Genomic DNA, 18815 nt, shown 5'->3' on the forward strand with positions numbered 1-18815 from the left:
CGTCCCCGGTCACGGGCCCGCTGGCCGGCCGATGGCGATGCCCGTGAAGGTCTGGTTCAGGTGCATCGAGCGGTACTGCTCGCCATAGGTCTCGAAGCCGACGACGTTGTAGTGCCGGTAGAGCTCGGCGATGCTGTGGCGGGCCTGATGGATCTCGGCGTCCAGGCGGCGCAGCACGCATTCGAAGCCGATCACCAGGTCGACGCCGCCGAGGCGCGCATCGAGCCGGGCCAGCTCCTCGCGGGTCGCCTCGACCAGGTCCTTCTGGCGGGCCAGCGTCAGCACCACGCCGCTCTCGATGGCACAGTGGAAGCTCAGCGACTGGTCCGGGTTGAGGTGGCGGATCGAGCGGCAGAAATAATCGCCGCCGACCCGCACGACGAGCGGATGCGCCGCGAAGCTCGTGGGCGTGAGCGAGTCGGGATCGAGGCCGAGCGCGCTGGCGTACTCGACCGCCGCCGGCTCGGCGTTGAGTTCGCGCACCGTGCGCTGCTCGTGATCGGTCTCGGTGACCACGAACTTGACGCCGGTCGGCTCGAAATTGTCGTTCTTGAAGATCTCGACCGGGAAATCCGACTCGATCAGGAGCAGGATCGCCGCGCGGCGGTGCACCTGCCCGTCATGGATCAGGGCCGTCTCGGAGAAGGTCAGCTCGTCCCCGGCCGAGCCGCCGACGAGGGGCACCCCGTCGAGCCCGTAGCCGATGGCGGCGATCACCGTCTCCTCGGCATTGGCGAGGCCGTCGATGAGCGAGATGGCGAAACGCTGCCCGCCGCGGGAGATCCGCTCGTGCGCGCAGCGAAGCGAGCGGATCGAGGCGGCGGCCCGCTCGGCGTCGAGATGGTCGACCGCCTCCAGCACCGTCGAGGCGATGCGGAACCCCTCGTGCGGGAAGGCGATCGCCACGAGGCCGCGGTCGAGCCCGGCCATCGGGCTGATCTCGCCCGAGGAGGTGCAGCCGGCGACCCGCACGCCCGGGAAGGCGCGGGCCAGCGCCGCGTTCAGTGCCTCGACCCCGTAGGCCGGCGAGAAGAAGATGACGAGGTGGGCGATGCGCGCGACGTCGAGGGAGGCGGCGAGCGCCGCCACGGCGGCCTCGGCCCCGGCCGCCTCGGTCCAGGCGGTCTGGATCCCGCAGCGATGCGAGCGCGTGCGCGTGCCCTCACCCGACCCTGCACTCGCCATGGCTCGCGCCGCATTGGGCCGCGCCAAGATTTCCCGCGCCAAGCGGTCCCTCCCGTGTTGCCGGCTCCGTTGCGGCATTGCGCGCATTATGCGGCGGCGGGATGCGGCTGGCAATTGCAGCCGCTGGCACGAATTTTGGGTGAGGCACGTGAGACGAGGTGAGGTGCGCAGGCGCGACCGGTGCGGCGGCCGCGCCTGCGCTGGGGACCGGACGGGCGATCGCCCCCGCGATCGGCGGCTGCGCCGCCCCACGCGACGCCGCCGCCAGATGCCCAGCTCCGCTCCCACCCGCTCCGCGGTGAGGAGATCCTTCGGCCGCCGAGGTCGCATGACGATAGGACCGGGACCCCGCCAGCCACCATTGGACCAATGTGCAGGGAGCGGGCTGTTCCCTGCGGATCCATACCAAAGCACGGTAGCTGCTGAAGCACCCGCGTGTTAACTCTTTCTTCGACTTTCGGGTGCGGCGGCGTTGCTGTGCTCGATCTACGAGTGCGCGGGCCGTGCGGCCACGCGCCTGCGAGAGGATGATCCGCTGCGATGGTGGGATTGACCGGTCCGGCCCCTGGGGTGTCTCTTCCACGGCTGGACGGGGCGCCGACGCCCGTCGCGGAGGGGTCGGACATGCACCTGATCATCGTCGACGATCATCCGTTGTTCCGCGATGCCCTGAGCAGCGCGGTCCGCCTCGCCTTCCCGGCCGCCGAGGTCGAGGAGGCGGACGGCATCGAGAGCGCCTGCGCGGCCCTGTCCCGCGGCCGCTCGATCGACCTGACCCTGCTCGACCTCACCATGCAGGGCGTCAACGGCTTCGACGGGCTGATCGCCATCCGCACCCGCTTCCCGCGCATCCCGGTGCTGGTCGTGTCGGGCCTCGACGATCCGCGCATCGTGCGCGAGGCGCTCGCCCACGGTGCCGCCGGCTTCGTGCCCAAGGCCGCCGGCAAGCCGGTGCTGATCCGCGCCATCACCGACGTGCTCAATGGGGCGGTGTTCGTGCCCGAGGGCCTCTCGGGACCCGCCGAGGCCCCGGGCCGCAAGGCCGGCAAGGCGCCGATCGCGGAGCGCATCGCCGAGCTGACCCCGCAGCAGGTCCGGGTGCTGCTGATGATCCGCCAGGGCAAGCTCAACAAGCAGATCGCCCACGAACTCGGCGTCGGCGACTCGACGGTCAAGGCCCACGTCTCGGAGATCCTGCGCAAGCTCGGGGTCATCAGCCGCACCCAGATCGTGATCGAGACCGCGAACCTGGATTACGATCATATCCTGGCGGGATTGCCGTCGAGCTGATCGGCCACACGATCGAAGAGGCAAAGTCGAGACGCCTCCACCTCGACACCGCGCGACGTCGTCCCGGGGCGATGATTGCCGAGAACCCGGGATCCATAACCGCCGACGTCATAGAATGAAGCTTATCCCGTTCCGCTTCATCCTGCATCGTCAGCGGTTATGGATCCCGGGTGCCGCTGCGCGGCGCCGGCAGGACGAGGGAGGATGTCAGAGCCTTCCGTGACGGATCCGACCGGCCGCTCATCCATTCCTACGACGAAAGTCTAATTCTCCCCCAACGTCCCTGACTCGCCGCCACATTGGCAGCCCTCGGCGTTTCCGTTACCCGAAAGTCGAAGAAGCCGCCGAAGCCTGTCCCAGCCCGGCGGCGCAGCCGGGAGGAAACCCCTATGACTGCCGTCCGGAAGCACGGACCCTGGGCCCTCGTGGGCGCGCTCGGGGCCGCCGCCCTCGCCGTGGTGGCGACGCAGCGCGGCGAGAGCATCAACGCCCTCTGGATCGTCATCGCGGCGGTCTCGGTCTACGTGATCGCCTACCGCTACTACTCGCTCTACATCGCCGACCGCATCATGCGGCTCGACCCGACCCGCCAGACCCCGGCCGTGCGCCACAATGACGGGCTCGATTACGTTCCGACCGACAAGTACGTCCTGTTCGGCCACCACTTCGCGGCGATCGCGGGCGCCGGCCCGCTGGTCGGCCCGGTGCTGGCCGCGCAGATGGGCTACCTGCCGGGCCTGCTCTGGATCCTCGCCGGCGTGGTGCTGGCCGGCGCCGTGCAGGACTTCATGGTGCTGTTCGTCTCGATGCGCCGCGACGGCCGCTCGCTCGGCGAGCTGATCCGCGCCGAGCTCGGCACGATTCCGGGCGTCGTCGCGCTGTTCGGCGCCTTCCTGATTATGGTCATCATCCTGGCGGTGCTGGCGCTGATCGTCGTCAAGGCGCTGGCCGAGAGCCCGTGGGGCACCTTCACGGTGATGGCGACGATCCCGATCGCGCTGCTGATGGGCGTCTACTCGCGCTGGATCCGTCCGGGACGCATCGGCGAGGTCTCGATCCTCGGCTTCGTGCTGCTGATGGCCGCGATCCTCTACGGCCAGTCCGTCGCCAACGATCCGACGCTCGCCGCGATGTTCACCTTCACCGGCACGCAGCTGTGCTGGATGCTGATCGGTTACGGCTTCGTCGCCTCGATCCTGCCGGTCTGGCTGCTGCTCGCCCCGCGCGACTACCTCTCGACCTTCCTCAAGATCGGCACCATCGTGGGCCTCGCGCTCGGCATCCTGGTGCTGGCGCCGCATCTCCAGATGCCGGCGGTGACGAAGTTCGTCGACGGCACCGGGCCGGTCTGGTCGGGCTCGCTGTTCCCGTTCCTGTTCATCACCATCGCCTGCGGCGCGGTCTCGGGCTTCCACAGCCTGATCTCCTCGGGCACGACGCCGAAGCTGATCGACAACGAGGTCAATGCCCGCTTCATCGGCTATGGCGGCATGCTGATGGAATCGTTCGTCGCCGTGATGGCGCTCGTCGCCGCCACCGTCATCGATCCGGGCGTGTACTTCACCATGAACTCGCCCGGCGCCGTGATCGGCACGACGCCCGAGAGCGCGTCGGCGGCGGTCACCGCCATGGGCTTCCCGATCAGCGCCGACACCATCAAGCAGACCGCGGCGGATGTCGGCGAGCATACCGTGATCTCGCGGGCCGGCGGCGCGCCGACGCTCGCGGTCGGCATGGCCCACATCATCTCGAACGTCGTCGGCGGCAAGGCGATGATGGCGTTCTGGTACCACTTCGCCATCCTGTTCGAGGCGTTGTTCATCCTCACCGCCGTCGATGCCGGGACGAGAGCCGGGCGCTTCATGCTCCAAGACCTGATCGGCGTCGCGGTGCCGGCCTTCAAGGACACCGCGTCCTGGGGCCCGAGCATCGTGGCGACGGGCTTGTGCGTCGCGGCCTGGGGCTTCTTCCTCTACCAGGGCGTGACCGACCCGCTCGGCGGCGTGAACACCCTGTGGCCGCTCTTCGGCATCTCGAACCAGATGCTGGCGGCGATCGCGCTCACGCTCTGCACCGTGGTCATCTTCAAGATGAAACGGGAGCGCTACGCCCTCGTCACCATCGTGCCGACCCTCTGGCTCGTCGCTTGCACCCTGACGGCCGGCCTCCAGAAGGTATTCTCCGCCGATCCGCGGGTGGGCTTCCTGGCCCATGCCGACCGCTACGCCACCGCGCTCGCCGAGGGCAAGGTGCTGGCGCCGGCGAAGAACGCCGACCAGATGAGCCAGATCATCTTCAACGACCGCGTCGACGCGGTGCTGGCGCTGGTCTTCGTCGGCGTCGTGGTGGCGATCATCGCCTTCGGCGTCCAGGCCTGCCTCAAGGCCTACCGCACCGACCGCTGGACCGCCGTCGAGGCGGATCCGCGGGCGATGCCGGCGGCGGCGGAGTGAGCCGATGGGTTCGGCGGACACCTTGCGGGAGCGCTGGGCGACCCTGACGCGCTGCGTCTGCGACGGGGCGCGGCTGATGGTCGGCCAGGGCAACTACGACACCTACGTCGCCCATATCCGCAAGACCCACCCCGACCAGCAGCCGATGACTCCGACGGAATTCTTCCGCGAGCGCCAGAACGCCCGGTTCGGCGTCGGCGGCCGCGGCGGCTTCCGCTGCTGCTGACCCGCGGCTGACATGCCCGCCCGCGCAGGGGCCTAGACCCTGCGCGGGCGAAACAACACGCAATGCCGGATCCGGTTCCGGCGAAGACGAATTCTGTTCACGAGTCTTTCAGGAGACACCCGTAACGCTTGCGGCGGGATGATGGCGGGGATGTCGCAAGTCGCCGCCGCCCCGACACGATCCGGTAAAGCGCGCCTTAACTAGGGCTGATCCGGCAGCATGGCCGCGGCGCGCAATCGGCACGGCTGAGCTGGCCGGCGCGATGCTACAGATGAGGTCCCTCATCCGCACCCGCCGTTAGCCCCGTGGCCACCCTGACACTCCCCGTCGCCGTCCCCTCCGCCCGCCCGGCCCTGCCGGCCCTGCTCGGCGACCAGCCGCTGCGCGGCATCGTGCTGGTGGTGGTCTCCACCATGTTCCTGTCGAGCTCCGACGCCACCGCCAAGTACCTCACCGGGCAGCTCGCCGGGATCGAGGTGGCGTGGCTGCGCTATGTCGGCTTCCTCGCCGTGATGCTGGCGGCTGCCGGGGTGCGGGCGCATCTCAAGCGTGGCGCCTCGCCGTTCCGGAGCGCGCGGCCGGGCCTGCAGGTGGTGCGCGGCATCGCCCTCGTCGGCTCCTCCCTGCTGTTCCTCGCGGGCCTGCGTACCCTGCCGGTGGCCGAGATCACGGCGATCGCCTTCGTGTCGCCGATCTTCGTCACCGCCCTGTCGATCCCGGTGCTCGGCGAGAAGGTCGGCGCCCGGCGCTGGGCCGCGGCCTTCGTCGGCCTCCTCGGCGTGCTGATCATCGTGCGGCCGGGCACCAGCGCGTTCCAGACCGCCGCCCTCCTGCCGATCGTCTCCGCCGTGTTCTGGGCCGCCGCCCTGGTGGTGACCCGCAAGATCAACGGCTACGACGCACCGCAGACCACCATGACCTGGTCGGCCATCGTCGGCTTCGTGATCCTGTCGGCCATCGTGCCCTTCGTCTGGGAGACCCCGAACCTCAACCAGGTCGCGATCGGCGCCGCGATCGGCTTCATCTCGACCGCCGGGCACTGGATCGTCACCATCGCCTACCGCCACGCCCCGGCCTCGACCCTGGTGCCGTTCTCCTACAGCCAGATCATCTGGGCCGGCCTCCTCGGCTTCCTGTTCTTCGGCACGGTGCCGGACGCCTATATGGGCCTCGGCGTCCTGGTGATCGGCGGCAGCGGCCTCTACACCGCCCACCGCGAGCGGATGCGCCACGTCCCGGCCCCGACCGGGGTGCTGCCGGCGGGCGGGGTGCGCTGACCATCACGGGCGGCCGCGGCGCGGCCGCCCCGACATGTCTCCTCTTCCCCGAATCGTCGCCCGCCTCTAAACACGCGCCTCCCCAACCGGAGAGGCCCCATGCCGACGATCGAGCAGCGCATCGCCACCGAACTCGGCGCGCAGGACTGGCAGGTCAAGGCGGCGGTGGAGCTTCTGGACGGCGGGTCGACGGTGCCGTTCATCGCCCGCTACCGCAAGGAAGTCACCGGCACCCTGGACGACGCGCAGCTGCGCACCCTGGAGGAGCGCCTGCGCTACCTGCGCGAGCTGGAGGCCCGCCGCGCCGCGATCCTGGAGAGCGTGCAGAACCAGGGTAAGCTCGACGACGCGCTGAAAGGTCAGATCCTCGCCGCCGAGACGAAGGCGCGGCTCGAGGACCTCTACCTCCCGTTCAAGCCGAAGCGCCGCACCAAGGCCCAGATCGCCCGCGAGGCAGGCTTGGGTCCCCTGGCCGAAGCGCTGCTCTCCCGCCCCGATCAGGTCCCGCTCCAGGCCGCCGCCCCGTTCGTCGACGAGGGCAAGGGCGTGGCGACGCCGGAGGCGGCCCTGGAGGGCGCCCGCTCCATCCTGGTCGAGCGCTTCGCCGAGAATGCCGAATTGGTCGGGCAGTTGCGCGAGGCGTTCTGGACCCGCGGCAAGCTCGTCTCGCGGGTGCGCGACGGCAAGGCGCAGGCGGGGGCCAAGTTCTCCGACTACTTCGACTTCTCCGAGCCCCTGACCCGCCTGCCCTCCCACCGGGTGCTGGCCCTCTTCCGAGGCGAGAAGGAGGAGGTGCTGGACCTGCGGCTCGACGAGGCTCCCGAGGGCGTCGATGCCCAGAGCCTCTACGATGGCCGCATCGCCCTGTCGGCCGGAATCCAGGATCGCGGCCGGCCCGGCGACCGCTGGCTGATGGAGGCGGTGCGCTTCGCCTGGCGCACCAAGCTCCGGCTCTCGATCGAGCTCGACCTGCGCGCGCGCCTCTGGGAGGCGGCTGAAGCCGAGGGCGTGCGGGTCTTCGCCGGCAACCTGCGCGACCTCCTGCTCGCCGCGCCCGCCGGCGCCCGGCCGACGCTCGGCCTCGATCCGGGCTACCGCACCGGCGTGAAGGTCGCGGTGGTCGACGCCACCGGCAAGGTGGTGGCGACGGACACGATCTATCCCCACGAGCCGCGGCGCGACTGGAGCGGGTCGCTGATGACGCTGGCGAAGCTCTGCCGGGCGCACGGCGTCGAGCTCGTCGCCATCGGCAACGGCACCGCCTCGCGGGAGACCGACCGGCTCGCCGCCGAGCTGATCGCCAAGCAGCCGGAGCTGACGCTCACCAAGGTGATGGTGTCGGAGGCCGGCGCCTCGGTCTACTCGGCCTCGGCCTATGCGAGCCAGGAGCTGCCGGGCCTCGACGTGTCGTTGCGCGGCGCGGTCTCGATCGCCCGGCGCCTGCAGGACCCGCTGGCGGAGCTGGTGAAGATCGAGCCGAAGGCGATCGGCGTCGGGCAGTACCAGCACGATCTGGCGGAGGGGAAGCTGTCGCGCTCCCTCGACGCGGTGGTGGAGGATTGCGTGAACGGCGTCGGGGTCGACGTCAACACCGCCTCCGGCCCGCTTCTGGCCCGGGTCTCGGGTCTCAGCGAGCGGGTGGCGCAGAACATCGTCGCGCATCGCGACACGAACGGGCCGTTCCGCAGCCGCTCAGGGTTGAAGAAGGTCGCGGGGCTCGGGCCGAAGGCGTTCGAGCTGTCGGCGGGCTTCCTGCGGATCCAGAACGGCGACGACCCGCTCGACGCGTCCGGTGTGCACCCGGAGGCCTACCCGGTGGTGCGCCGCATCCTCCAGGCGACGAAGAGCGACATCAAGGCGGTGATCGGCAACGGTACGGTGCTCAAAGGTCTGAACCCGAAATCCTTCATCGACGACACCTTCGGGCTGCCGACCGTCACCGACATCATCGCCGAGCTGGAGAAGCCGGGCCGCGACCCGCGCCCGAGCTTCAAGACCGCGACCTTCCAGGAGGGCGTCGAGACGATCGGCGACCTGAAACCCGGCATGGTGCTGGAGGGCGTGGTGACCAACGTCGCGGCCTTCGGGGCCTTCGTCGATATCGGCGTGCACCAGGACGGGCTCGTCCACATCTCGGCCCTGTCCAAGACCTTCGTGAAGGACCCGCGGGCGGTGGTGAAGCCCGGCGACGTGGTGCGGGTGAAGGTGCTGGACGTCGATGCGCCGCGCAAGCGCATCTCGCTCACCATGCGCCTCGACGACGAGGTCGGCGCCCGGCCGCCGCGCGAGCAGGGCGGCCAGAACCGCGACGCACCCCGCCGCGACGCCCCGCGCCCGCAACCCCGCCGCGAGGAACCGGCGGGCGGCGGCGCCCTGGCGGACGCCCTGCGCAAGGCGGGGCTGGATCGGGGCACGCGGCGCTGAGGCGAGTCGCGACGGGCACGCCTCCCGGAAAGGCGTGCCCGCGGCGCAACATCTACGCGCCATCCCGCCCGCGCAGCACGTCGAGCCGGTACGCCTCGGTGCGGACCTGCCGGTCGACCGCGAGGCGGTCGCGCGTCTCGCGGATGAACAGGTCGGCGGCCTCGTCGCCGGTCAGGGGATAATGCGTCTCGCCGGTCCAGTGCACCAGGACGACGTCGCCGTCTGGTCGCAGGCTGCCGCGGACGAGGCCGGCGAGGCGGGCGACGTCGCCGGCATCGAGGTAGTAGACCACCTCCGAGAGCAGGATCAGGTCGAACCGGCCCTCCGGCCACTCGCCCGGCACCCGGGCCTTGAGCAGGCGGAGTCCCGGCAGGTCGCGGCAGCGCGCGCGGGCCTGGTCCAGGGCGGCCTCGGCCACGTCGAGGGCGACCAGCGTATCGCAGCGGGGCGCGAGCGCCGCCGTCAGCACCCCGATCGAGCAGCCGATCTCGAGCGCCGCAGCGTAACGCGGGCGCGGCAGGGATGCGAGGGTGGCGGCGTACTTGTCGCGCTCGTAGGAGCTCTCGGCGAAATTCCACGGGTCGGGATCGTCGGCGTAGCGCTCGTCGAAGTAGCCGGGCGGCAGCGAGGCCGTATGGCGGGTCATCGCAATTTCCTTACCGAGCGACATCGAGGAAGATCTCGTGATCCCGCGCGAAATGCGCGAGCATGGCCGGCTCCAGGCGGAAGCCTTCGGGATCGTCGGCGATCAGGTCGGTGGTCTGCGAGCGGTGGGCCGCGATGGCCGCCGCCTTGGCGCGCCGGTGGCGGGAGATCGCGAGGCGGACGCCCCGGGGCGCCTCGCCGATCTCGGTCTCCGGCGGCAGCGTCCAGCCCCAGACCGGATAGGCGTAGAGGCTCGCGTCACCGAGGAGGTCGCGCGCACGACGGGCGAGCGCCGCGCTCGCCGCGTGGTCGCAATGCGGATCGTGTTCCCAGGTCACGAACAGGGCGCCCGCGTCGCAGGTCCGGGCCGCCGCGGCGACCGCCTCGGCCGCCGCCTCGGCCTCGGGGCCTGCGGCCGGCACGAACCGGTCGGGCAGGCGCAGGAAGGCGACGTGATCGGGGCTGAGCCCCAAGCATTCCGCCGCCGCCAGGGTCTCGGATTCGCGCAAATCGCGCAGGCGCTCGGGCGGATGGGTCTTCGAGTTCGGATGCGAGCCGATCCCGTCGCTCACCACGACGAGCCTGACCGGGATCCGCCGGGTGCAGGCCTCGGCGATGAGCCCGCCGCAGCCGAGGCTCTCGTCGTCGGGATGGGGCGCCACCACGACGATCCCGCCCGCGGGCACGAGGTCGCGCAGGGATCCCACCGGCAGCGCCTCGGCGGCCTCGAGGAAGGCGTCGGCCCGCATCAGCGCGCCTCCCACAAAGCGGCCACCGGCTCCTCGGCGGCCAGGATCGTGGCGGCCGCCGCGGTCAAAGCCCGGTCGGGGGCGGGCTGGCGCAGATAGGTCGCGAGGTCCCGCGACAGCCGCTCGAGCGGGTGCCCGCGCAAAAAACCCTGGAGGCCGACCGAGCGCTGGGCGAGGCCCAGCACCTCCAGCCCCGCCCGCTCGACCGCGATCCGGGCGAGATCGACGAAGGCGACGACCCGCTCCACCGGCAGGGCGCCTTTCGCCGAGGCGCCCTCCGCCATCACGGCGGCCGCCCGGCCGACGAAGAGCCGGGCGCCTTCGAGGGCGATCGCCCCCTCGCCGAGACGGGCGAGCTGGTGGGGATCGGCGCCCCGCCCGGTCCGGGCGAGATGGCCGCGCCAGGCCTCGAACACCGCCTCGATGCCCCCCAACTGCACCGCCGCGAAGCGCCAGGCGCCGCCGGAGAAGTGCGGCTGGCGGTGATAATCGTCCGGCCCGCCGAGGAGAGCGACCGGCGCGAGCCCCGTGAGGTCGACGGTACCGGTGGCCGAGGCGCGCATCCCTTGCGCGCGCCAGGCCGAGAGGTCGGCCCGGGTCCCCGGTTCGAGGGCGACGACCAGCATCAGCGGCCTCGCCTCGCCCGGCCGGCGCGCCGTCACCAGGGCGCGGGTGACGTGGCCGGCGCCCGACGCGAAGGTCTTGACCCCGGAAAGGCGCCCGTCCGCGCCGAGGAGGAGGCCGTCCGACGGCGGCTCGGTGTTCCACACCCCGAACAGGTGGCCGGCGCGGGCCTCGGCGAACAGGGCGTGCCGCTCCGCCGGCGCGGCGTAGCGGGCGACGAGCTGGAGCGCGTTGACGTGGCCCTCGTAGAGCCGGCCGAGCGCCAGGCTGCCGGACCCGACGAGGCGCAGAACCGCGACGAGGTCGGCCGCGCCCGGCTCCTCCCCGAGGCCCGCCCCGCCCTCCTCCGCCGGGACCGGGGCGGCGAGGAGGCCGGCCTGCGCGAGGTCGGCCACGTCCTCGGCCGGGAAGCCGTCGTCGCGATCCTGCGCGTCGGCCCGCGCGGCGGCCAGGGTCGAGACCCGGCGGGCTGCCGCGACGCTCTCCGCGGTCGGACCGGGACGCAGCCACGGATCCATCGGCCGATCACGCATTGCCGGCCTCCTCCGACGCCCGTCCGAGGGCCGGCCGGGCGCGGCCGGCCGCGAGGGGGCCGCGGAGCCGCAATCCTCGCGCCCCGCGCCGCAGCCCGGCGAGCACGAGGCGGGCGGCGCGGATCTGCCGGGGCAGCGCGCGCGGAGGGAGAGGGCGGGAGGCAAGGAGCGGGCTCGCCGCCTCGATTGCGGCGAGGATCGCCCCGATCGAGGCGAGATCGGCGATCCGGCGCGCCTCGGCGCGCGGCACGCGCAGCCAGGGCGCCCAGAATCCTGTCCGGGCCAGTCGTCCGGACCCGTGCAGGCGCCGCAGCCGGCGCCCCCAGGCGTACCGGAACAGGGCGCGGCCCAGGGTTTCGAGGCGCGGGTCGCACGGGGCCTCCGGCATCGCGCAACGCTGCCGCATCGTGTCGGCGGCGCCGCCCGGGGCACGGCCGTCGAGCCTCCCTGAAGTAACCACGACGATGTCGGGGGCGTGGCGCACCCGGGCATCCGCCCGCAGCAGGGCTGCCACGAAGGCCCGGTCCTCGCCCAGCGGCAGGGCCGGCATGCCGCCGGCGGCGCGGTAGGCGGAGAGGTGGACCGCGAGGCTCGCCCCGGAGCGGGTCGCGTGACGCGGCCAGGGATCGTGCGCGACCGGATCGATCAGGGATTCGAGGGCGACGAGCAACGCCTCATACGCACCCTCCAGCCGGCCGCGGGCGTGGAGCGCCTCCGGCAGGCGCGCGGCCTCGCCCTCGTCGAGGGCAATGGTTCCGGCGACCGCGTCGACGCCCTGCGCCAGGGCCGCGAGGTTGCGGGCGACCCAGTCCGGTGGCACGCGGCTATCGGCATCGGTGGTCAGGATCACGCCGTCCGGCGCCGATCCGTCAAGGCCGCCGACCGTCTCGTCGAGCCAGGACGCGGCCGCCTCCATCGCCTCGCGCCGGGCCCAACCGGCATGCGCCCCCGCGAAATCGCGCTCGACGACCCGAACCTGCACCCGCAAGGCCGGCACGAGCGACGCCACGACCTCCGCCGTGCCGTCGGTGCAGTTGTTGAGGAAGAGGACGATCCCGAGGGCCTCCGGCCCGATCTCCTCCTGCGTGGCCAGCGCGCGCAGGCAGGCGCCGATCCGGTCGACCTCGTTGCGGACCGGAACGGCGACGATGCAGCGCGGCGCGGGCAGGCCCCCAGTTTCCGGCCTCCGGGTTCGGGCCCGATCCTCTGAATAGGTCACACGCGGCGTCTCCGCGGGCCCGAACCGGTCGCGCCGGCCGCCCTCAGAGACAAACCTATGTCATACTCTACCCCAGTCTCCCGGGTGCGACCAAATCGACCGCTTCGGCCTGAGGGTCCGCCATCGAACGTCGCGGAGGTGTCCCGGGAGGATACCTTGCCCCGGGGCAGAGCCCCGCGGGCCGTCCGGAGGGTGTGATGGATGGCGAACCTGTCCGGCACGGCCATCCATCACCGATATTCCCCCGCGACGACGCGGCTGCGAGGGAGAATGTCGAGGCGGTCAGCGCCGTCGGGAGAGCCGCCCGGACGCGGCGCTCACGCCGCCCGCACCGTGTCGAGGAAGCGCGTCACCTCGGCCGAGAGGTGCTCGGACTGGCGCGACAGCTCCGAGGCCGAGGCCAGCACCTGGCTGGCTGCCGCCCCGGTCTCCTCCGCCGCGCCCGCCACGCCCGCGATATTGCCCGTCACCTCGCCGGTGCCGGCCGCCGCCTGCGACACGTTGCGGACGATCTCCTGCGTCGCCGCGCCCTGCTCCTCCACCGCCGCCGCGATCGAGGTCGCGACGCCCGAGATCTCCTGGATCCGCGCCGTGATCTGGCCGATCGCGCCCGCCGCCTGCCCGGTCGAGGCCTGGATCGCCGCGATCTGGCTGGTGATCTCCTCCGTCGCCTTCGCGGTCTGGCCGGCCAGTTCCTTCACCTCGGCGGCCACCACCGCAAAGCCGCGGCCGGCCGCCCCGGCGCGGGCCGCCTCGATCGTGGCGTTGAGCGCGAGCAGGTTGGTCTGCGCGGCGATCGACGAGATCAGCCCGACCACGTCGCCGATGCGGGCGGTGGCCTCGGTCAGCGCACGGACCTGATGCGCGGTCTGCCCGGCTTCCGCGACCGCCGCCTGGGCGAGCCTCGCCGAGCCGTCGACCTGGCGGCCGATCTCCTGGACCGAGGCGCCGAGTTCCTCGGCCGCCACCGCGACGGTGCCGACATTCGAGGAGGCCTCCTCGGCCGCCGCCGCGACGGCGGTGGACTGGGCCGCGGTCTGGGTCGCGGTGGCGGTCATGGTCTGGGCGGTGGCCTGGAGCTCGGTGGCGGCGGCCGAGACCTGGCCGACGATGCCGCCGACCGCCCGCTCGAAGGCGTCCGCCATCTGGCGCATGCCGGCACGGCGCTGCTCCTCGGCCGAGGCGCGGGCCAGCACGGTCTCCTCCTCGAGCGCGCGGGCGCGGATCAGCCCGTCCTTGAACACCTGCACGGCGGCCGCCATGGCGCCGATCTCGTCGCGCCGGGCCGCGCCCGGAATCGCGATCGCGATATCCCCCGCCGCCAGCCGGCCCATCGCGGCGGTCATGCGGGCGATCGGGCGGGCGATGCCGAGGAGACTGAAGATCACCGCGCCGATCGCCGCCGCGAAGGCCAGGGCCGTCATGAGTCCCGCCGCCAGGATGCCGCGATCGGCGCTCGCGCTGCTCTGCTCCGCGCTCGTCAGGGCGGCGCCGGCATTCATCGCCACGATCGCCTTCAGGGCGCCGGTCGCCTCGGCATTGGTGCCGGTCATCTCGGGGCTGGTCAGCGTCGCCAGGGCCGTGGCCTGGTCGCCGGCCGCCATCGCGCCCGTCACCATCTTCTGGCCCTCGAGGTAGTCGCTCCAGCGGGCGACGAAGCGCCCGAACGTCGCCCGCTCCTCCGGCCCGGAGATCAGGGGCTCGTACCGCGCCTGGAGGTCGATCAGCGCCTTGCGGCTGTCGGTCAGGGCCTGCTCGTTGCGGTCGTAGGTGGCATCGTCGGTCGAGGTGACGACGAAGCGGTAGAGATTGATCCGATAGGCCTGGGTTTCGGCGTAGATCTGATTGATCAGGTTCGACGCCGGGATCCGGGTCCGGGCCATGTCGACGATGTCGTCCCGCAGCGTCATGAGCCGCGAGATCCCGTTGCCACCCTGCGCCACGCTGAAGAGCATCAGCGTCATCGTCGTCCCGATCAGGACGTGCTTGATCGACAACTTCATCCTGCGACTGCCCGGCATCGATGGTCTCGCCTCGGGATTCGAGGCGTCTCGATGCATACGATTCGCTTCGTTAGTCCTTGATGAAGAAAAAAGTCATTGCCGCACGAAGCGCCAGATCATTGCGACGATCGGCACCGGCGCCGATCGACTGGGCAGGCGCTGCCCAGCACTTGGGCGGCCCTATTCCGCCGCCGCCTGCCCGGCCTGGTGCGGCCGCGGCCGGGCCTTGCGCCGTAAGCCGATCTCCTGCTCGCGCAGCTTCGGAAGCTCGCGGTGGGCCTGGTCGCGGCCCGGCAGGTAGGGCTTCGGCCAGCCTTGCGTGCGGGCGTCGTACCAGGCGGCGGCCTGGCGGCAGAAATTCGGGTTCCACAGATGCGGCCGCCCCAGCGCCACGATGTCGGCCCGGCGGGTGTGCAGGATGGTGTTGACCTGGCCGGCCTCCGTGATGGCGCCGACCGCCATCACCGCCATGGGAGCGCGATTGCGGGCGCGGTTGCGGATCGCGTCGGCGAACTGGACCTGGAACATCCGGCCGTAGACCGGGCGCTGGTCGGCGACGGTCTGGCCGGCCGAGACGTCGACGAGGTCGCACCCCGCCTCCTGCAAGGCTTCCGCGACCGCCAGGATGTCGGCCTCGTTCATGCCGCCTTCCGCCCAGTCGGTGGCCGAGATGCGCACCGACATCGGCCGCTCCGCCGGCCAGGCGGCGCGCATGGCGGAAAAGACCTCGAGGGGGAAGCGCAGGCGGTTCTCGATCGCGCCGCCGTACTCGTCGGTGCGGGTGTTGGTGAGCGGCGAGAGGAACGAGGCCATCAGGTAGCCGTGGGCGCAGTGCAGCTCCAGCATGTCGAAGCCCGCCCGCGCCGCCCGCTCGGTGGCCTGCACGAACGCGTCGCGCACCCGGTCCATCCCGGCCCGGTCGAGCGCCCCGGGCACCTGGCTCACCCCGTCGAGATAGGGGATGGGTGAGGCCGAGACGATCGGCCAGTTTCCTTGAGGCAGCGGCCGGTCCATCCGCTCCCAGCCGACCTGGGTCGACCCTTTGCGCCCGGCGTGTCCCAGCTGCATCACGATCTTCGTGTCGGTATGGGCGTGGACGAAATCGACGATGCGGGCCCACTGCGCCTCGTGCGCGTCGGTCCAGAGCCCCGGACAGCCCGGGGTGATGCGGGCGTCGGCCGACGGGCAGGTCATCTCGGTGAAGAGGAGGCCCGGGCCGCCCAGCGCGTGCGAGGTGTAGTGCACGAAGTGCCAGTCGGTGAGATTGCCGCCCTCATCGGCCGAGTACTGCGCCATCGGCGCCATCGCGACGCGGTTCGGGATCCGCATCTCGCGCAACCGCAAGCCCGTGAACATCGGTGTCGGCCGGCTCTCGCGACAATCCTCGCCGGTCTCGGCGTAGAGGCGGGCATAGAACGCGTCGTCCACCGCCTTCACGTAATCCGGATCGCGCACCACCAGGTTGTCGTAGGTGATGGACTTCGCCCGGCACATCACCACCATCGAGAACTGCTCCGCATCCATGTCCCAGGAGCGGTTCATGTGCTCGAACCAGGCGAGCGAGACGTCGGCATTGTGCTGCACCACCTGGCAGGGGGTGCGGCGCGCGCGGTCATAGGCCGCGAAGGCCGCCTGCACGCCCTCCTCCGCCTTGTCCACCAGCGCGTCCGAGAGCGCGATGGCGCATTCCATCGCGAGCTTGGTGCCCGAGCCGATCGAGAAATGCGCCGAGGCCTTGGCGTCCCCCAGGAGCACGATGTTGTCGTGCGACCAGGTATGGCAGAAGATCCGCGGGAAGCGGCGCCAGGTCGAGCGGTTGAGGAGCAGGCCGTGGCCCTGCAATTCCTCGGCGTACATGTCTTCCAGGATCCGGCGCGAGCCCTCCTCGTCGGTCTCGGTGAAGCCGTGGCCCTGCCAGCAGGCCTCGTCCATCTCGAACACCCAGGTCGAGCGGCCGGGCTCGTACTGGTAGGTATGGGCGCAGACGATGCCGTGCGGCGTCTCGCGGAAGAAATAGTTGAACTCGTCCATCGGCCGGGTCGAGCCCATCCAGCAGAACCGGTTGGACTTGATCTCGACCTCGGGCCGGAAGGCCTCGCGAAACTGCTCGCGGATGCGCGAGTTGATGCCGTCGCAGGCGACGATCACGTCGGAATCGGGGAAGCGCTCCGAGAGTTGATCCGGCGGGATGCTCTCGCCGAAATGGAGGTCCACCCCCTCCTCGCGGCAGCGCTCCTGGAGGATCTGGAGCAGGCGCATCCGGCTCACCCCGGCAAAGCCGTTGCCGCCGCATCGCATCACCCGGCCCTCCTTGTGGATCGCGACGTCGTCCCAGTACGAGAAGGCGTCGCGGATGCGGGCGAAGGAGCGGGGATCGCGCGACAGGAACTCGTGCAGGGTCTCGTCCGAGAACACGACGCCGAAGCCGAACGTGTCGTCGGCCCGGTTCTGCTCGTAGACCTCGACCTGCCACTCGGGCCGGCGCTTCTTGGTCAGGAGCGCGCAATAGAGCCCGCCGGGTCCGCCGCCGATCACCGTGACGCGCATCGGGCCTGTCATGGGGGCTCCTCCTGTGGCGGCGGGCTCGCCGATGGAGAAACTTTATACTTCAAATATCGCGACGCAAGGGGGCACGCGACGGATCGCCCGGCGCATGGTCGGCCGGCCGCGACAGGATCGTGAGCGCCCGTCCGAATGCTGCGGCGCAGCGATCAAAAGAGCTGATTTTTCAGCACTCTGCTCGCTGCATTGCACAGTGATGCGGCAGGGCGGAAAAATCATCAAAGGCGGTTGCCAGACGATATTTCATGCGTAAAGTATTCCTCACGGGATGGGCCGGGATCCGACGAAAGAGCGCCGCTCTCGCATCGCGCGCCGACTCGACTCCGGCCGCTTCGCACCGGACAAGTGCCATCGATGCTCTCGACAGATAAGGGACACACGGGATGAATCCGATCCGGAACGCCGCCAGCTGCCTCGTGACCGCCCTGAATGGCGCCACGATTCTTGGTGCCACGATTCTTGGCGCCGCGCTGGTGGCCGGCCCCGCCACCGCGCAAGGAGGCGAGAAGGTCAGGGTCGGGCTGATGTTCACGCTCTCGGGCCCCTCGGCCGTCCTCGGCGAGCAGGGCCGCGACGGGTTCCTGCTCGCCCTCGACACCCTGGGCAAGAAGCTCGGCGGGCTCGACGTCGACGTCGTGACGGTCGACGACGAGCTGAAGCCCGACGTCGCCACCAACAAGGCGCGGGAACTGGTCAAGCGCGACCGGGTCGACTTCGTGGTCGGCCCGACCTTCTCCAACGTGCTGCGCGCGGTGGTGCGTCCGGTGACCGAGGGCGGCGCCTTCCTGATCTCGCCCAATGCCGGCACCTCGAACTATGCCGGGGCGGAGTGCAACCCGAACCTGTTCGTCTCGTCCTACCAGAACGATCAGGTCCACGAGGTCCTGGGCAAGTACGCCCAGAACAAGGGTTACAAGCGCCTCGTCCTGCTGGCGCCGAACTACCAGGCAGGCAAGGACTCGCTGGCCGGCTTCAAGCATTCCTACAAGGGCGAGGTGGTGAACGAGATGTTCACGCCGCTCGGCCAGCTCGATTTCTCGGCCGAGCTGGCGCAGATCTCGGCCGCCCAGCCCGACGCGGTGTTCGCCTTCATGCCCGGCGGCATGGGCGTCAACCTGGTGCGCCAGTACCGCCAGGCGGGCCTCAGCACCATCCCGTTCCTCTCCGCCTTCACGGTCGACGAGAGCACCCTGCCGGCCCAGAAGGACGCGGCGGTCGGCTACTTCGGCGGCGCCAACTGGGCACCGGACCTCGACAACCCGCAATCGAAGGCCTTCGTCGCAGCCTACGAGAAGAAATACGGCAGCGTGCCGGGCACCTACGCCATGCAGGCCTACGATGCCGCCCTGATGATCGACGCCGCGGTCAAGCGCGCCAAGGGCGACATGAAGGACAAGGACGGCTTGCGCGCCGGCCTCAAGGCCGCCGAGTTCCAGTCCCTGCGCGGCACCTTCAAGATCGGCAACAACCACTACCCGATCCAGGACTTCTACCTCGTCAAGGCGGCCAAGCGCCCGGACGGCAAGTACGAGACCCAGATCGCCGAAAAGATCTTTTCGAATTATCAGGACAACTACGCCGCCGAGTGCAAGATGAAGTAACAGACGGACGGAAGGTGCCGGGCC

General features: G+C 70.9%; 13 protein-coding genes. 6 read left to right on the forward strand and 7 right to left on the reverse strand.

Features of this window, described 5'->3' with window-relative positions:
* Positions 1 to 9: 9 nt before the first annotated feature.
* Entirely contained in the window at positions 10 to 1185 is a 1176-nt protein-coding gene (locus tag DA075_RS24225; protein ID WP_099955393.1) for an FIST N-terminal domain-containing protein, read from the reverse strand.
* 624 nt (positions 1186 to 1809) lie between these two features.
* Between DA075_RS24225 and DA075_RS24230 the strand changes: the two genes are divergently transcribed.
* From DA075_RS24230 to DA075_RS24250, 5 genes are all read left to right on the forward strand, one after another.
* Positions 1810 to 2475 carry a response regulator gene (locus DA075_RS24230; protein ID WP_099955394.1) on the forward strand — a complete coding sequence of 222 codons (666 nt, stop codon included), beginning with the start codon at positions 1810 to 1812 and terminating at the stop codon, positions 2473 to 2475.
* 389 nt (positions 2476 to 2864) lie between these two features.
* Entirely contained in the window at positions 2865 to 4928 is a 2064-nt protein-coding gene (locus DA075_RS24235) for a carbon starvation CstA family protein (RefSeq protein ID WP_099955395.1), read from the forward strand.
* 4 nt (positions 4929 to 4932) lie between these two features.
* Positions 4933 to 5154, forward strand: coding sequence for a YbdD/YjiX family protein (locus DA075_RS24240; protein WP_099955396.1), 222 nt, complete (start codon positions 4933 to 4935; stop codon positions 5152 to 5154).
* Between the two features lie 305 nt (positions 5155 to 5459).
* Positions 5460 to 6431, forward strand: coding sequence for a DMT family transporter (locus DA075_RS24245; RefSeq protein WP_099955397.1), 972 nt, complete (start codon positions 5460 to 5462; stop codon positions 6429 to 6431).
* 99 nt (positions 6432 to 6530) lie between these two features.
* Complete coding sequence (locus tag DA075_RS24250) at positions 6531 to 8855, forward strand: Tex family protein (protein WP_099955398.1); 2325 nt, start codon at positions 6531 to 6533, stop codon at positions 8853 to 8855.
* Positions 8856 to 8907: 52 nt separating this feature from the next.
* Here the strand turns inward: DA075_RS24250 and DA075_RS24255 are convergent, their stop codons facing one another.
* The 6 genes from DA075_RS24255 to DA075_RS24280 all read right to left on the reverse strand — a co-directional run bounded on the left by DA075_RS24255 (position 8908) and on the right by DA075_RS24280 (position 17175).
* Positions 8908 to 9501 carry a class I SAM-dependent DNA methyltransferase gene (locus DA075_RS24255; protein WP_099955399.1) on the reverse strand — a complete coding sequence of 198 codons (594 nt, stop codon included), beginning with the start codon at positions 9499 to 9501 and terminating at the stop codon, positions 8908 to 8910.
* 10 nt (positions 9502 to 9511) lie between these two features.
* Entirely contained in the window at positions 9512 to 10249 is a 738-nt protein-coding gene (locus tag DA075_RS24260) for a PIG-L deacetylase family protein (RefSeq protein ID WP_099956779.1), read from the reverse strand.
* Entirely contained in the window at positions 10249 to 11391 is a 1143-nt protein-coding gene (locus tag DA075_RS24265) for an acyl-CoA dehydrogenase family protein (protein ID WP_099955400.1), read from the reverse strand. The genes DA075_RS24260 and DA075_RS24265 overlap by 1 nt, the downstream gene beginning before the upstream one ends.
* A gap of 7 nt (positions 11392 to 11398) precedes the next feature.
* A complete protein-coding gene (locus DA075_RS24270) occupies positions 11399 to 12574 on the reverse strand; it encodes a glycosyltransferase family 2 protein (RefSeq protein ID WP_099956780.1) in 1176 nt (391 codons plus the stop codon).
* A gap of 368 nt (positions 12575 to 12942) precedes the next feature.
* Positions 12943 to 14628: a methyl-accepting chemotaxis protein gene (locus tag DA075_RS24275; RefSeq protein ID WP_099955401.1), complete on the reverse strand. Its 1686-nt coding sequence runs from the start codon at positions 14626 to 14628 to the stop codon at positions 12943 to 12945.
* Positions 14629 to 14808: 180 nt separating this feature from the next.
* Entirely contained in the window at positions 14809 to 17175 is a 2367-nt protein-coding gene (locus tag DA075_RS24280; protein WP_099956781.1) for an oxidoreductase, read from the reverse strand.
* Positions 17176 to 17573: 398 nt separating this feature from the next.
* On the opposite strand from DA075_RS24280, the gene DA075_RS24285 reads away from it, so the two are divergent.
* Positions 17574 to 18791 (forward strand): ABC transporter substrate-binding protein, encoded by a 1218-nt coding sequence (locus DA075_RS24285; protein ID WP_099955402.1) that lies wholly within the window; start codon positions 17574 to 17576, stop codon positions 18789 to 18791.
* Positions 18792 to 18815: the final 24 nt, after the last annotated feature.

The sequence above is a fragment of the Methylobacterium currus genome (genome assembly GCF_003058325.1).
Classification (GTDB): Bacteria; Pseudomonadota; Alphaproteobacteria; order Rhizobiales; family Beijerinckiaceae; genus Methylobacterium; species Methylobacterium currus.